This is a genomic window from Cyclobacterium sp., assembly GCF_014762705.1.
Classification (GTDB): Bacteria; Bacteroidota; Bacteroidia; order Cytophagales; family Cyclobacteriaceae; genus Cyclobacterium.
On record NZ_JABURL010000089.1, the window covers coordinates 108,351 to 124,597 of the forward strand.

Below are 16,247 nucleotides of genomic sequence, written 5' to 3' on the forward strand. Positions count from 1 at the left end.
ATCAGATCACCGGTTTACAGATTACAGGTATCGTTCTAAAAAACGGTCGATATAAAACTGACAATATTCATTTACTTCCTGCGCCATATCCATGGTATGGGGCCAGCCTTTCAGCCGGTGATAGTCGTGTGGAACGCCGGCTTGTTGTAGCCAGAGCTGCAGGGAATCTGACTGGCTCACCGGTACCAGAGAGTCGATCGTACCCTGAAAAATAAGTGTTGGTGGATCATCGGCAGTGATGAAGGTGCGTGGCGACGCCAGCCGGTACATTTCTGGATCCTGCTCGTAGCTGCTGCCCATAAAACTTTGCACCTGTTCGGTGGAAATGGCATAGGGAGTCGTCAGATCTACAGGGCCGTACAAATCCACAATGGCTCTCACCCTGCTGTCCGGACCCTGCTCGCAATCCCGGTTAAACAAAGGCTCCTCACCTCCGTAGCCGAGCAGAAGGGAAAGATGGCCCCCTGCAGAACCCCCCGATCAATGCCAACCGATCGGGATCAATGCCGTAGTCCTCTGCGTGTTGCTTGATCCACTTGATGCCACAATTCACATCCTGTGCGGCGGCAGGAAACGTCGCCACTCCGGAAAGCCGGTAGGAAAGGGTGGCGGTAACGTAGCCTTTTTCAGCATAATCGATCAAGTAGGGGAGGTAGTCCTGCCGCTTGCCCTTTTTCCAGGCACCGCCGTGTACGAAAATTAACGTAGGGGCTGGTTCCCTCAAGCCTTTTTTCCGGTAGATATCAAGCTGTAACTCCTGCCCATTGATGGTTTTGTAGGGGATGTCCTTAAACGCTTCCAGATTCTCCGGGACTTCCGGAGTGGACTCGATCAAATCCAAGTTACCCAATCCATACGCGATATTCAGTAGCGTTTCATTCAGGTATCCCCGGGGCGCTTGTAGCGGCCGGTCAGGGTCGGTGGATGCCCTTTGACAGGCAACTGCGAGGCTACAGGCAAGGAGTGCAGGAAGTATCTTTCTCATGCGGGAAATTTACTCCATTCGAACCGTTTCTCCAAAGGCCGAAGGGATGTGAAAATCGGGTGTATTGCTTTTTGGTCGTTTCCAGGAAAACCAGGTAACCGCTTCGTCCGCCGATGGTTGAAAGTCGGCCCGGAAGATTCCAAGGAAAAAGGGAAATGTGATCCCCAGTTCGCTCAGTTCGTCCAGGGAGATTTTGCCCTCGACAAGATATCCGGTATCGGTGATCCTGGCAGCCAGTTCTTTGCTGGCAAAATCCCAGGTCGGGTCAAACTCGCGGTAGTAAGCCGCAGAATAATCGAGCACGTTTCCATTCGGGTCTATTTCGATGCAATAATACTTTGCCAGGCTAGTATCGCTCGAAAAAAACAGTTCCACCCGATCTTCCTGTTCCACGGAGGCCTCACTTTGAAAGGCTACCGTTGTCAGGGAATTGTCCCTTACCTCAAAGGAAAAATTGAAATGGGTTGGGGAAACAAAGGCCCTGAAAATTGTTTTGTCATCCTCCTCTTTTCCTGGCCAGGGGGAGATCAAGCGTTCCAGCACCTGGGCTTGCGCCCATACCCCTTCGTCTATTTGAGCATCTACTTGTATTTCCTGAGCCAGGGATGGCAGACTGAGTCGGGCGGGAGCCGATTCGCCACATGCAAAAGAAAGCCAGGCAAATGTGTAAACCAACAGGTATCGCTCAAAAAGCGTGAACATTTCAGGCGGCCGTTTTTGTTTATGGAGTGCTCCTCTCATCGTATTTTTTGTTTGTGAATGGTACTTCCTACTGCCGGATTTAAGTGGTTTCAGATCCGTTTCTATCTGGGTTATTGCTTTTTCCACACCTGACTTTGTTCCGTTATCGGCACATCCCAGGTTTGGGAAGGATTTGGGGTGTATTTTGGGTCGCTGTCCTTTTCGGGAAAGGTAGGAATGATTTCACGGAGCTGGAGGAAATGCCGCTTTCTTTCTTCTGTATGCAGGCTGTCGAGTAGATTGGTCGTTTCCATCGGGTCGGCTAGTAAATCGATAAATTTTTCAGGTTCCCGCTTCGAATTGATGTACAACTTGTACTGTTTGTTTCGTACGACGCGGTCGCGAAACAGGTATTGATTTTCCACCCCGTTTTCCGTAAGCGCGGCGTTGTTACCGCCTCCCATGGCTAAAATCCAGTTTCGCTGGGAAGATTGGTCCCCTTGGATCAAAACATCCTGAAAGGAGAAGCCATCGATCTCAAATCGCTCATTTTCCGAATCCCTTTGTTTTTTTTCCGGAATTCCTGCCAGTTCCAGGCAGGTAGGAAAAATATCCGTAAAGTCAACCAGTGCATCTGAAATCCTATTGGCCGAAATTTTTTCGGGCCAGCTCACCATAAAAGGTACATTGATGCCGGATTCGATGGTTTTTGCTTTTCCCCCTGGTACGGAAAACCCATTTCGATGTCCAGTAATTGCTCCGGTGGTGCCATTGTCCGTTGTCCAGATAATGAGGGTGTTGTCCCGGACTCCCGCATCTTCCAGCGCCTTAACCAGGTCACCTGTAATCCGATCGGTATAGGCTACCATGGCTTTGTGTTTACCCAGGTCGTCCACTTCCTTGCTATCGGGTGTATTGACGAAGGGGGTATGGGTCAGTACCATGGGGTAGTAAATAAACATGGGTTTGTCTTTGTTTTCCTGAATAAAATCAATGATGAATCGCTTGAATACATCGGGGCCAAATTCGCCGGTATGGGTGCTGCTGCCTTCTTTTGTGTACAGGTAGGGGTCCTGGTACCTATTGGCACTTGCTGCTACTCCTGATTCGTAGCCCGTCCACATGCAATAGGAATCAAACCCGTTTTCGGTGAGGGCGTCGGATTCCACGCGGAAATCATCGATTTGCCACTTGCCGGCGATACAGGTAGTGTATCCCGCTTTTTTCATTTCCCTTCCAAGAGAGGGATACCGCGTTTCGTCGAAATGGGCTCCTCCGCCCCAGCGAGGAACGTCCCAGTGATTTACCCATCCGTGCCTATAAGGATACTGACCCGTCAACAAGCTGACTCGGGTAGGCGTGCACTGGGGCATGGCATAGGCGTTGGTAAAGGTGATGCCACTTCTGGCGAGGGCATCGATGGCCGGCGTGGAAATATCCGCCGCACCATAATGGCTGACCCATTCCTTGCCCAGATCATCGACCAGGATTATCAGAATATTTGGCCGGGAAGGCAGCGATTTTACCGGCTTTGTTTGCCAGCAACCGGACAATACGATCATTAATGCAATACAAATAGTTTTTATCATGTTTGATATAGCAGGTATATATAGGCCATTGCGGTTATTTCACCCGGTATTATTCGTTAATGATACAAGATACATTTGAATATTTCACATATATAGGATATTTATTTGGTAGATAAGGAGTTTTTCTGATGTTTAATTGTAGGGTTGATGTGGTAGTTGATGGTCTGATTTATTATAACCAATAGCGATCGAATGCCGCGCTAAATCTGTTATTTCGGAATTACGGATTATATGGCCTAAGTTGTTCCATTTTAGATTTGCCGCGCTCTCGCAAAAGCAACTTCAATTGTTCTAAGTTAATAACGGGAAATGATGATAAGGTAAACAAATGGAATCGGGAATTATTGAAAGCGAACGGTGATCGTTTCGTCGATGCCACACCCCACGAAAACTTTATCGCCAGCATTAACACCACGAGGGAAGCCTTCCTCTCTTAGTGGTAAGCTTCCCTGTAGGTTCAAGATGCGTCGGTTGGCTTCAATTACCACGTTGGTATCGATTTCCCGTGCATGTTCGTATTTTTCAATTGCCGCGATAACTGCCATGCGTTCCTTCCAGCTCTCGCCACAATTCCTGCTCATTCTTAAGTAAATATCTCCCAGGAGTAGATAGGTTTTGCCAAAGTTGCCTGCCAATTCAGCAGCCTGCCGGGCATTGTTGCGAGCCTGCTCGAAAAGCCCCAATTCCTTGTATTGGATGGAAGCGATCTGGAAAGAATACATTCCTTTTCTAAAGCCATCCGTTTCCTCATCCATAGCGACTTTCAAGAGACGAATAGCTTCATGATAGTTGCCGTCGTTTATTGCGTTATCCACCTCGCTGCTTGAAAGGGGCTCTTGGTCAGCCTCCTGTTCGATGGCTGCTTGTAGCACATCGTATTGCGCCTGGATCATCTTTATCGTCAGGTCAGATTCCAAACGGCCCAGTGTCCTAAGGTGCTCCAGAATGTAGCCAACTATCTCGATATCGTCGATATCGGTAGTATAGAGTTGTTTGAGCTCGTCTGTAAAATATTCGCAGGCAGAAAAAGAGATTCTTACCTTATAGGCAGGCGTTTTGGGCCTGTGTCTCCAGTGTTGGCCTGGCTCATCGCTTTGGCTGGCTTTATACTTCGGAAGTGGATTAAATGAAACCTCTGTGGACGAGGGAACAGAAGATATCGTCAAAACCGGGTGCTGGGGAACTGTTGCCGATCCAAGAAATACAAATAGAAACGGAAACAATGCAAGGTATTTCATGGCAAGGAAAAACAGGATGTATTCCACTTAACTAACGGATGCTATTAAATGTCGTCATTTCTGGTAAATAAAGCAATCTCTTTTGCAAAAGAAAATATAGGATTTACTAGGCAAATCCCCCTTTCTCTTGTGGTTTAAGCAAGTGAATGGATGTGATTTTTTCGCACATGTCCGGGAATTGCAAATCTCCTTTATCTGTCCACGGGATTGCAAACCCCAAGGAGCTGCGCTGTTTGCCATATAGATAAGCAGGATTAGGCATCCTGATTACGCACATACTAAACCACCACAACCCCCAGTGCCGTAGGCACGACCGATATGGGTTTAAACCATAAGCTGCTGATAGACCGAAAGGAGAGATCCGTACCTACGGCACTTAAGCTTCAGGGACCGGCCTGTACCCATGGGCTGAACCCCATGGTTACCAGATTGCCCGCTCCTAACGGAGCTTTTCACCAATGGGCAAAAGGATTCACCAGGGATTCACATAGATTTTTTTTGGCAGATGAAAATGGAATTTGTCGTTGGTGGCAAAGTACAAATTCGGTTGTAAAAACTGTAAATCAAAAAAGTAAACAAAAAACCCAGATTGAACGAAATCCCCCTTTTTAAGGGGTTAAGGGGTATTTTTTCGGCAAGGTCTTAAAATATCAATTCCTTCTCGTACTACGTTTTTCGATCGAGTATTAGCTGAATGGTGTCCGCTAAGTGTTTCCTGTTCTCCGGAGAAAATAGCTCCGTATGGGTGCCTTCTACCTCATGAATGGTCAACTTTTTGACGAGAGGCTTCCATCCCAGGTACCTGAGGTCATGAAAATAATTGGTAGGAATTTTTGCCCGCAGCAAATGCACCTCTCCATCATAATAGGCCGGTTGATACCGGTACATGGCTTCCCGGTGCCTTCGTTTCAGGTCCTTCAGGGTCTGCTCAAGTGGACTCAGACCGTCATTTTCTGATTTTTTGAAAATGGACCGTAAAACGCTCTTTTTCCGCTCCCAGGAAGCTTTCTTTTTTTTCAATAGCAGCTTTGGATGATGTGCCAAAAGTGAACAATCAAACCAAACCTTCTGAAATTTAAATGCCAACCTATCAAAAAAGGAAACTGGGTCTGAAGGGAAAACATAGGTATCAAGGAGGATTAGGGCCTCTATCTTTTTTCCGGATCGCCGCCATTGTTTTGCCATTTCAAAGGCGATAATACCTCCCAGGGAATAGCCTGCCAATATATATGGACCCTGATGGGCTTTACTTTCAATTTCCGCTATGTAATGTGCCGCCATGGCTTCAATACTCTCCAGAGGTTGCTCCTTACCGTCCAGACCTTTCGCCTGTAGCCCAAAGATCGGTTGGTCGGGATCCATTTTTTTGGTGAGTTCATAAAATGGCATTACATGCAATCCGGCCCCATGCACCATAAAAAGAGGTGTTTTACTGCCTTCAGGCTTTATGGGTACCAGACTTTCCCAATGCTGGTTTTCCGTCACCTGAGACTGCATGGCCATGGAAAGGTCCTTCAAAACAGGGTGCTTGAAAAATAGTGCCAGCGGAAGTTTGATAGCGAAGCGGCTTTCAAGTGCTGCCATTACCTGTACTGCTGCCAGGGAATGCCCACCGATTTCAAAGAAATTGTCTGTGGGGTTTACCCGAGGCAGATTCAGTACTTTTTGCCAGGTATTCGCAATGGCCGAGTCCATGGGATCGCCAGGGCTTTCCGGATCAATATGTGGATTGGTTTCCAATCCTATTTCTGCAATTTCGGCCAGTTGCCGCCTATCCAGTTTACCGCTGGAGGTCAAAGGGAACTTCTGCAGGTACCAATACCTATCGGGTACCATATAAGCCGGCAAATGTGCTCCCAGCTTCTTTTTCCAGGAAGAGCTAACCGTTTCAGAAACTTCCATTACGTTCAATCCCAATACCTGTTGCCATTTGTTATGAGCAAAGGTCTCTGTTGTTCCGTTAATAAAACCGAAGAGCATTCCATTTCCAGCTTCAGGTTGAAGGTAAATGACGGTTACCTCCTTTAGTTTTGCTTCATTTTTCAATACCCGCTCTATTTCTTCCAATTCTACGCGGTGACCGCGGATTTTTACCTGCTGGTCGATTCTACCCAGGACGGCATATTCGCCTTCTGCCAGAGATTTTCCCAGGTCCCCGGTTTTATACATGGTATGCTTTCCGGAAGCGTCAAATGGATCTTTCAAAAATCTTTTTCTACTTAATTCCGGCTGGTTGAGGTATCCTTTGGCTACGCCCGCCCCGGAAATATAAACTTCTCCTTCCTGGTCCTCCGGAACCGGGAGTCCATGTTCATTGAGGATATAAACTTTCGTATTGGCAATTGGCTTCCCTACCGAAATCTCTTTGTCACTAGCATTTATTTCCTTAATCGTGGAAAAAACCGTAGTCTCTGTAGGACCGTAAATATTCCAAAGGGTCTTGCAGCGAAGCAATAATTTTTGGGCAAGTTCCAGGGAGAGCGCTTCTCCCCCACTGATGATCCGCAGGTTTTCGAAACGCTTTTCCCATCCGATTTCCAGCAGCATTTTCCAATGGGTTGGCGTTGCAAAAACAGTAGTAATTTCAAATTTTTCGAAGGCCAACAGTACTTCCCTGGGATCTTTCCGCTGCCTTTCGTCCAGTACGTAACATTGGGCACCATAAACGTAAGGAAGCAGAGTTTCCAGTATGGCAATATCGAAAGATACAGAGCTGACAGCCAGAAATCGGTCATCACGGTGAATGCCCGGTGAATCGGATACGGCGGTCAGGAAATGGTGCAGGTTGGCATGGGAAATAACCACACCCTTTGGTTTTCCGGTAGAGCCTGAAGTGTATATAATATAAGCCGAATCCTCTGCACGGGTTTGAAGCCCGGGCTCAGAGAGGGGAAGGTGTTCTTTAGCAGCAGTAAACGTATCCCATTCAAGCAGTTTCCCTTTCAGACCCACACCCTTGCGAAATGGCTTTCCGGAAATGGTCAGTTGGCAGCTATCCTGCAGCATGTAAAGGATTCTTTTTTCTGGAAGTCCTGTATCTACCGGAAGGTAGGCTGCGCCGGTTTTTAGGGTTCCCAAAATGGCGATGATCATCTCAATCGAGCGGTCCATCAGGATACCTACCACCTTTCCGGGTCCCATGCCTTTTTCGATGAGAAAATGGGCCAGTTGATTGGCAGATTGATTTAAATCATGGTAGGATAAAGCCTGCTCGTTGCAAACTACCGCAATTTTTTCAGGATCCCTTTCGGCGGCTTGGCTGATCTGCTTGTGTACAGGGATAAAATCCGATGACAAAAAGGGAGGAAGGGCTGCCGATTCGGACAACTGAGGATTAGCCTCAGGAAGGATCAGGGAGCCAATGTTCTGCTCAGGGTCCCCTGATATCCTTTCGAGTATTTGCCGGTATTCGGTAACAAATTGACCCGGTTGATCTTCGCCAAACTTATTGGTTTTGCAGGTGATTTTGCCTTTCAGAGCTTGTCCGGTAGTAGTGAAAATCAGACTGAGGTCATACTTGGCTTTGATCTGCAGGCTGTCAAGTGCAGTGAGTTCCAGCTGATCTCCCCAATGATATGCTTCATGCGCTACCGGACTGTCTTCCTGCAAGGAGCACATCACCTGAAACAGTGGATTTTGCCCGATAATTCTTTCTGTGTTGGTAGCTGCTACGATTTTCTCAAATGGCAGGTCCTGGTTTTCAAAGGCTTCCATGCAATTGGTTTTTACCTGATCCAGGAAATCGGTGAATTTCATCCCTTTTCTGATAAAAGACCTGATGGGTAAGGGGTTGATAAAATAGCCCAGGGCCTTTTCCAAATCCGGGTGCTGTCTCCCGGAGGTAGGTGTGCCTACACAAAGCGTTTCCCGCTCAAAAAAGCGGTGCAGCCAGACCTTAAAAGCTGCCAATAAAGTCATGTATAGGGTGACTCCCTGCTGATTGCTCATTTGTTGCAATCGATTTTTCAGATTTTCCGGAAGGACGAAGGAAAGCTCAGTACCAGCATTATCCGTATTTTGGCCGCTGTATTCTCCTTCTCTATTCATGAGAGGTGTTATTCCCCTTAGTTTTGATGTCCAATACTCAAGCTGCGGTTGCAGCGTCTTTTCGGTAAGGTATTTCCGCTGCCAAAGGGCAAAATCCCGGTATTGAACCGGTGGGCTCAGGACACATTTTTCTCCTTTACACGCTGCTTTGTAAAAATCTGCCAGTTCTTCCAGGAATAAAGGAAGCGACCAGCCGTCAAAAGCAATATGGTGAAAGGTGATTACCAGAACAGCTTCCATAGGACCAGCCGTTAACAGCCCGGCGCGTAACATATAATCCCTGCTCAAATCAAATGGCGCAGTGTTCATCGATTGGATCTGCGCATGTAAATCTTCATAAGGGATGGGTGAGCTTTTCGCCAATTTCCAATTTCCAGGGTCCATCACCTGCTGATAGGGTTTGCCTTCCTTCTGTCGTATGACGGTACGCAGCACCTCGTGCCGGAGAAGCATTTGTTTCAGTGCCTTTTCCAAAGCCACCGGATCAATAGCTCCTTTCAACCTGAGAACAAGGGGAATATGGTACTGGTCCGAACCCTCAAGCAGGTCAATGACCCATAAACTTTCCTGGCTGTAGGAGAGAGGGACTTCTCCGATTTGCTTTGCCTCAGTTGTTTTGATGGGAGGTAAAGCCTTTTGCTGGCCATTTGACCTGATGATTTCTGCCATCCCGGAGATGGTAGGCGCTGAAAACAAATCACCAAGACCAATAGCCGCATTCATTTCTCTGCGCACTGCAGCGAGCAATTTTATGCCCAAAATGGAATGTCCTCCTGCTACGAAAAAATCGGTTGTCGTACTGACTTCATCCATGTTTAAAATCCTTTTCCAAATTCCACATAGGGCCAGTTCTACCGGGTCAGCAGGTGGCCTGGATTCCTTAATTTTCGGAGGTAAACCCATTTCAGACAGTTTATTTCTGTCTATTTTTTTATTTGCGGTCAATGGGAGGGCAGAGAGAAACCGCCAATTTCCTGGAACCATGTACCGGGGAACCACCTTTTCCAGGCTACCGGATACGTGTTCCTTTTTCACCGGATCAGACAGCAATGACAGGCTTTTCTCAGCCACCACATGGGCTAGCAACCGGGCTGTTCCATTTTGAGTTTTGCTCAAGGTGACTGCGGCGACTTTTACTTCCGCAAGACCATTTAGCGCAGCTTCAATTTCTTCCAATTCAATGCGGAATCCGTTAATTTTTACTTGTTGGTCGCGTCTTCCTGAAAAAGAAATCTTTCCATCAGGAAGCCATTTGGCCAGGTCACCTGATCGGTACATCCTTGCGCCTGGTTTTTTTGAAAAGGGATCTGGTAAAAATCTGGTGCTCGTCAATTTTGGCTGATTAAAGTAGCCTTGGGCAACGCCTTCTCCACCAATAAAAACCTCCCCTTGCAGACCAATGGGAACCGGAGCACCACTGTTATCTAAAATGTAAATGCTGGAGTGGGCATTTGGCCGCCCGATGGTCACCTTCTGATCTTCCCGGTCCAATTTTTCCACTGTCGCCCAGACTGTGGCTTCTGTTGGGCCATACTCATTGTATAGATCCACATGGGGCAGGAGATTATAATGAAGGGCAACCAGAGATTCGTTCAGGCTTTCTCCCGCAACGGTCACCCTCTTTACAGGTGCATTTGCCAATAGGTTTTCTTCCAGTAAAAACCGGTAAAATGAAGGTACACAGAGGAGGGTTTCAGTTTTGTTGAGATGTAGACTGAGCTCGTCCGTGCGGTACAAATCTGCCGATGGGCAAAGCAGCAAGGTTCCACCAGCTGCCAAAGTTCCGAAAATGACCGCTACTGAGGAATCAAAAGCAAAGGAAGGAACCAGTAATGAATTTCCGATCTCCGGATAACAGGTAATTCTACTTAAGGTAGATGTTGCCAATGCCTGGTGACTGACAGATACTCCTTTGGGCGAACCTGTGGAACCGGAGGTAAAAATGACATAAGCAGGCAATTCCGGATCTATTTGAAGCGATAAAGCCCCTGCAGATTCCAGATAAATTTGATCCATTTCACGGTCCGTCAACACCAGAGAGGTTGCTTGCTCAAAAAAGTGTAGGTGGACTGATTGACAGATCACCAGACTGGGGTGGACTGCTTCTGCCAGCAATTTGATGCGTACTTCAGGGTACGCTGGATCAATAGGTACATAGGCCGCACCGGCTTTCAATATACCCAGGAGACTAATGACCATTTCTTCGGAACGGGGCAGACATACCGGTACCTTATCCCCGGTTTTCACACCCTTTCGCCGTAGGTATCGTGCCATTTGTTCACTCTTTGCCTCCAGGGCCTGATAACTGATCTTTTCTTCGCCAAATTCCAGTGCTGTAGCCGCAGGCTTGGCGAATCTTTGGTTTGCTATCATGGTCAACACGCTGTGGACGGGTATTTGTCGGTTTTTTTCCGTGTTTGGTGACTTGCTAAACTGTAGTATGATCTGCTCCTTTTCGGCTTTGTCCATCAGCGGTAGCTGATCAATAGGTAATTCTGGCGCATGGGTAATTTCATGTACCAGTTGCTGGTAGTGTCTAATAAATCGCGAGATGGTATGTTGTGTGTAAAGCTGTGACTTAAATTCCACTTTTCCCTCTAGTCCTGAGCGGCAATCCCGCAATTCAAAAGTCAGGTCAAAGGTGGAAGTCCCATGGTCGGGATGCTGTTGGTTGACTTCGCAACCTTCAAGTTCCAGGGATTGTGTTAAGGCATCCTGATAGACGAACATTTGCTGAAACAAGGGATGCATGCCTTTTATTCGGGCTATTTCCAGGGACTCAACCAGCTTTTCAAAAGGAGTTTCCTGATGTTCAAATAACTCCAGGGCATTGTTTTTCACTTCCTCAAGCACTTTTGTAAAGGAATGATTACCATGGATTGTAGAGCGGAGCGGAAGGGTGCGTACAAAATACCCGACTAAGGGCTGGAGGTTTTCCTGCTCCCTGCCTGATATAGCAGTACCAATACAAATGTCATTTTGCCCGGAGTACCGGTACAAAAGCACCTTAAATATAGCCAGCAGCGTCATGAACATTGTAGCGTTTCGCTCCCGGGCTATTCTTTTTACCGAATTATAAAGATCCTTGTCCAGGCTAAATCGGAGCGTTTTGCCCTCCTGCTTTTCCATCCTGGACCTTGAAAAATCCAATGGAAGGTGCAAGGGAGAAACACCTGCCAACTTTTTGTTCCAGTATTCAAGACCTGGCTTTATTGCATTTTGCCTTGCAAGGCTACGCTGCCATTGGGTATAGTCGGCATATTGGACTTGCAATGCAGGTAATTTTATGGCATCTTTTTTCAGAGACTGCTTGTAGCCTTCGCTAAGCTCTTTTTTGATGATAGCCATGGACCAGGCGTCCGAGACCATATGGTGCATGGCAAGGACCAGCAGGTGATGGCCTTCACTTACAGTGATTAAGGATGCCCTGAACATGCCTTCGGAACTGAAATCAAAAGGCTTGCGAATAATGCGGATTATCTTTTCTGTTACTTTAGGATCTGAAGACCCACTATAACGAGCCTCTCCGTTTTCCCTTGTCATCCGCCATTTGGACAGTTTTCCGGGAACCTGTTCGGCAGTTCCATCTTCGTTTATGGCAATGCGGCTTGTCAGAATCTGATGCCGCACTAACAGGTTTTTCAGCGCATTTTCCAGTTTATTTGGCTTCAAATCTCCTTTGATCTGGAATACCTGAGACAGGTGGTATGCCTCACTCCCTTCCAACTGGTGCAGAAACCACAAACCTTCCTGTCCATAAGATAGGGGAAAATTATGCTGTAGATTTTGAATTCTTTCCAACTTTATGGTCTCGTGTTCCTGGCGTTTATCTACTAGTCTGGCGAGGGATTTAATTGTGGGATGATAAAACACCTCTTTTACTGAGATTTCCTTTTTCCACTCTTGCCTGATGGCAGCTGTCAAGCGCATAGCCAACAGGGAGTTCCCCCCCATTTCAAAAATATTATCCCGAATGCTGATCCCCTTGATACCGCTGAGATTTCCCCATATCCCGAGTAATTTTTTTTCTATTGGTTGGAGGGCTACCAGTTGGTTTTTGGAGGGCTTGTACTGTGTTACCGGATCAGGAAGGGATTTTTTATCCAGTTTTCCATTGATGGTGAGGGGGAATATATCCAGGCTATGCCAAAGCGTGGGTACCAAATGCTGCGGTAAGGAACTTTTAAGAAACCCAGTCAATTTGGACGGAGAAAGTGCTCCATTCGGTATTATATAAGCTACAATATGCTCCTGGCCGTTTTCGGTGGTATATGCAGTCACCTGGGCCTGCCGGACCGATTCGTGTTTTTCCAGTTCCGTTTCTATTTCCCCAGGTTCTATGCGGAATCCCCTTACTTTAATTTGGTTATCCGTCCGGCCAAGGTATTCAAGTTGAGCATCTGCAGACCAACGGACCAGGTCGCCCGTGCGGTAACATTTTTTTTCCGTTTCACTAAATGGATTTGAAATGAATCTTTCGCTGGTCAATTGAGGCAGATTCAGGTAGCCTCTGGCCAGGCCGTCCCCGGCGATTAACAATTCACCTGTTTCTCCTTCATCCAGCAAATTCAGGTTTTCTCCCACAATGTACAATTGGGTATTTGAGAAAGGCCGGCCTATTGGGATCTTTTCATATTTCTCAGCCAAATCTAACTTGAAAATACACTTACCTATAGTTGCTTCTGTGGGGCCGTAATGATTGTAAACGCTGCCTTGGTATTTTGCCTGGTGTAAGGCTTTATGTATGGCCAGGGGAAAGGGTTCTCCGCCAAACAACATCACTTTTTTAGCCAACGGAAGGTAATGATCCCGGAGGTAGCTAAGCCATAGAGAGGGAACCACCTTTACACAATCGATTTCATTATTATTAAAATAGCTTGCCAGTATGTTTCCATTTTTGACTGCCTCATCAGAGATGATATGTAGGCCAGCACCAAGGATAAAAGCGCTGTGCAACAGGGAATGCCCGGCATCGAATACCAGCGGAGACATCAGGGCAAAGGACCGGCATTTCGAAAATCCGGCAGCCTCAATGATGCCAAAACAGTGATCCAGTAATGCCCGGTGTTCTATCATGACGCCCTTGGGTTTGCCCGAAGATCCGGAAGTATAAATCACATAAGCCAATTGCTCCGGAACTGGCCTGGTCTCCCTATTCCATTCAGGCAAGTTGGTTGTGGGCAATCCATCGATTTCAATGGCATGGAGTCCGGGCTTTTGAGGTAATTTTCCTGCACTATCCCTGCTATACAACAATACCCTGGCTTCGGTATCTTCAAGGATATATTGGATTCTCGATTCCGGATAGGACGGGTCAATGGGTACATACGCCCCACCAGCCTTTAGGATGGAAACTATTCCAACTACCGATTCCAGAGACCGGTTTATTAGCACCGGTACCAGGGATTCACTTTTCACGCCCCTTTCTTGCAGCAGGTAGGCCAGCTTATTTGCCCTTGCATTAAGGGCCCCGAAAGTAATTTGCCTTTCCCCATCCACAACAGCAAGCGCCTCCGGATTTTTTTCAGCCTGCTGTTCAAATAGGTCAACTATGGTTTGATGGTCCGGATACAAGACGACTGATTCGTGCACATGATCCTGCTTCATTTGAACTTTATTTTTTCCATTTCCCTTGTTTTGGCTTTCCCGGGCAATGGTACTTTGTGGCGGCAGAGGATGCCATCCGGTAAGGTTGTAATTGTTGGATTTACTCATTTTAAAAATTGATTGTGTTGTTGGTTAAATATTCTTGCGGGCCTTCCAATGACTTTATTTCCTCCTATCGTTACCGGCAGATCGCCAAACAGGGCTGGATTGCTCAAACCGCATCACTGTGTAATACAGGTATTGAAGCACAAGGAATTACCTTCGCAAATACTGAAGACTGAATAACTTCAGGTATATACGAGCTATTCTGTACAATTGGATCATTTACAGATTGAAGGCCCTGGGATTCACGAAAGATTAGTTACAGAAAAAATTTGTGATTATTTTTAAACCGGAGCTTGAAACAAGTGTCCTTTTATGTCAGGGTAAAAATCCAAAAGTGCTGGTTTTGAAAATAGTGAGATTACAATTTTTTGAATAGAAAAACCATTCTCTAAAGACTATTTACTATATCGGCAAGTTTCTGAGATGTAATTGGTTTAAAAATGAAATCAGAAACTTCTTTGGTGGCTTTTGCTCTGGACACATCGTCCGGAGAAATGGTTGAGGAGCAGATTTTTAATATTTTTACGGTATTGTTTTTACATTCACAAAAAATTTAGTTTTTTTTATATTTAGAAATAAATAAAATTAATAAGTATACACCCGTTGTTCGCTCAAAATTATATGAAAATGCCATTGAAATTTAATAATACAATCGTCTCCAGGATATGGCTCTTACTGTTTTTGTATGCTTGTTCATCCCAGTCAAACAAGGAGGTTGAGATTTCCCCAACAGTTACAGCTGAATCGGTAAAACCAGTGATCATGGCCTATTATGTGCCAGAGCGGGATTATAAGCCAGAAGAGATTCCTGTTGAGAAGCTTACCCATATTATTTACTCCTTTACCCATGTGATTGAGGGGGAGATGAAATTCAGAAATGTAGAGGAAGCAGGTCCAAAGCTCCAGGCTTTGGTGAAGCAAAAGGAGCGCAATCCCGAGCTCAAGGTAATGATTGCCTGTGGAGGCTGGGGTGCGGATGGATTTTCAGATATGGCGTTAACTGAGGAGAGTCGTGCCAAATTTATCCAAAGTGCTTCGGAATTCATCAAATCGTATGAGCTCGACGGTATGGATATGGATTGGGAATATCCGGGAATATCTGGTGCCGGCACCAGGGCCCGTGAAGCAGATACCCAAAATTTCACCGCACTGATGAAGGGTTTAAGGGAGATGCTGGACAGCTTCGATACGCCTAAACTGCTGACCTTCGCTTCGGCGGGTTGGAAGCGGTACTACGACCACATAGAGCTGAATGAGGTAATGAAATATGCCGATTATACCAATGTAATGACTTATGACCAGGTATCCGGAGTTTCCGAATATACCGGGCACCATACCCCTCTTGGAGATGTGAGAAGTGAGGATATTGCAGGTACGCCATTTCATGCGTATCTGGATAGCTTGTACCTGAAAGGATCCAATTTAGATCCCCATCCCCGGTCTGCAGAAAAAATAGTAGATTTCCTGATTGGGGAAGGTGTTGATCCGGGTCAAATAGTCATTGGAAGTGCTTTTTATGGAAGGGTTTGGAAGGGAGTTCCTCCTGAAAACAACGGCCTTTACCAACTCAGTGGCGGCATCCATATTGGCTGGATGGCTTACCACCAAATCCGTAAAAAGTATGAACCGGACAATAGTTTTCAGCGCTATTGGGACTCGCTGGCTAAGGCACCTTATATGTATAACGCTGCGGACAGCCTGATGGTATCCTATGACGATACCGTTTCTGTGAGCGCAAAAACGAAATATGCCCGGGAGAAAGGGCTGGGTGGTATCATGTTTTGGGAACTGGGCAATGACACCAAGGAGCAGGGGAGCTTGCTTGATGCCATTTATAAAGCGGCACAGGAGTAGGGTGGATTTAATAAAAAATGACGACTGGACCCGTCATCGGTAGAACTAATATTTTAAAAAATTTAGAAATCGGGATGACGATGGGCTTTTTGCATTATATGGGAATATAAACTTCTCATTGTTTAATGGATAATGGTGAGT

At 46.4% G+C, this 16,247-nt stretch carries 7 protein-coding genes; 1 reads left to right on the top strand and 6 read right to left on the bottom strand.

The annotated features are described in order from the left end of the window. Window positions 1–21: 21 nt before the first annotated feature. The 6 genes from HUJ21_RS16970 to HUJ21_RS16995 all read right to left on the bottom strand — a co-directional run bounded on the left by HUJ21_RS16970 (window position 22) and on the right by HUJ21_RS16995 (window position 14,255). On the bottom strand, window positions 22–420 hold the full coding sequence (locus tag HUJ21_RS16970; protein WP_291371833.1) for a prolyl oligopeptidase family serine peptidase: 399 nt from the start codon (window positions 418–420) through the stop codon (window positions 22–24). A 7-nt stretch (window positions 421–427) separates the two neighbouring features. Beyond that, complete coding sequence (locus tag HUJ21_RS16975; protein ID WP_291371834.1) at window positions 428–985, bottom strand: alpha/beta hydrolase; 558 nt, start codon at window positions 983–985, stop codon at window positions 428–430. Between the two features lie 9 nt (window positions 986–994). Further along, window positions 995–1,726, bottom strand: coding sequence for a sugar-binding protein (locus tag HUJ21_RS16980; protein WP_291371835.1), 732 nt, complete (start codon window positions 1,724–1,726; stop codon window positions 995–997). Between the two features lie 71 nt (window positions 1,727–1,797). Then, on the bottom strand, window positions 1,798–3,255 hold the full coding sequence (locus tag HUJ21_RS16985; protein ID WP_291371836.1) for a sulfatase-like hydrolase/transferase: 1,458 nt from the start codon (window positions 3,253–3,255) through the stop codon (window positions 1,798–1,800). 341 nt (window positions 3,256–3,596) lie between these two features. Continuing rightward, window positions 3,597–4,520 carry a hypothetical protein gene (locus HUJ21_RS16990; RefSeq protein WP_291371837.1) on the bottom strand — a complete coding sequence of 308 codons (924 nt, stop codon included), beginning with the start codon at window positions 4,518–4,520 and terminating at the stop codon, window positions 3,597–3,599. A 639-nt stretch (window positions 4,521–5,159) separates the two neighbouring features. Further along, window positions 5,160–14,255, bottom strand: coding sequence for a non-ribosomal peptide synthetase (locus HUJ21_RS16995; RefSeq protein ID WP_291371838.1), 9,096 nt, complete (start codon window positions 14,253–14,255; stop codon window positions 5,160–5,162). 624 nt (window positions 14,256–14,879) lie between these two features. Between HUJ21_RS16995 and HUJ21_RS17000 the strand changes: the two genes are divergently transcribed. Next, entirely contained in the window at window positions 14,880–16,106 is a 1,227-nt protein-coding gene (locus HUJ21_RS17000) for a glycoside hydrolase family 18 protein (RefSeq protein ID WP_291371839.1), read from the top strand. Window positions 16,107–16,247: the final 141 nt, after the last annotated feature.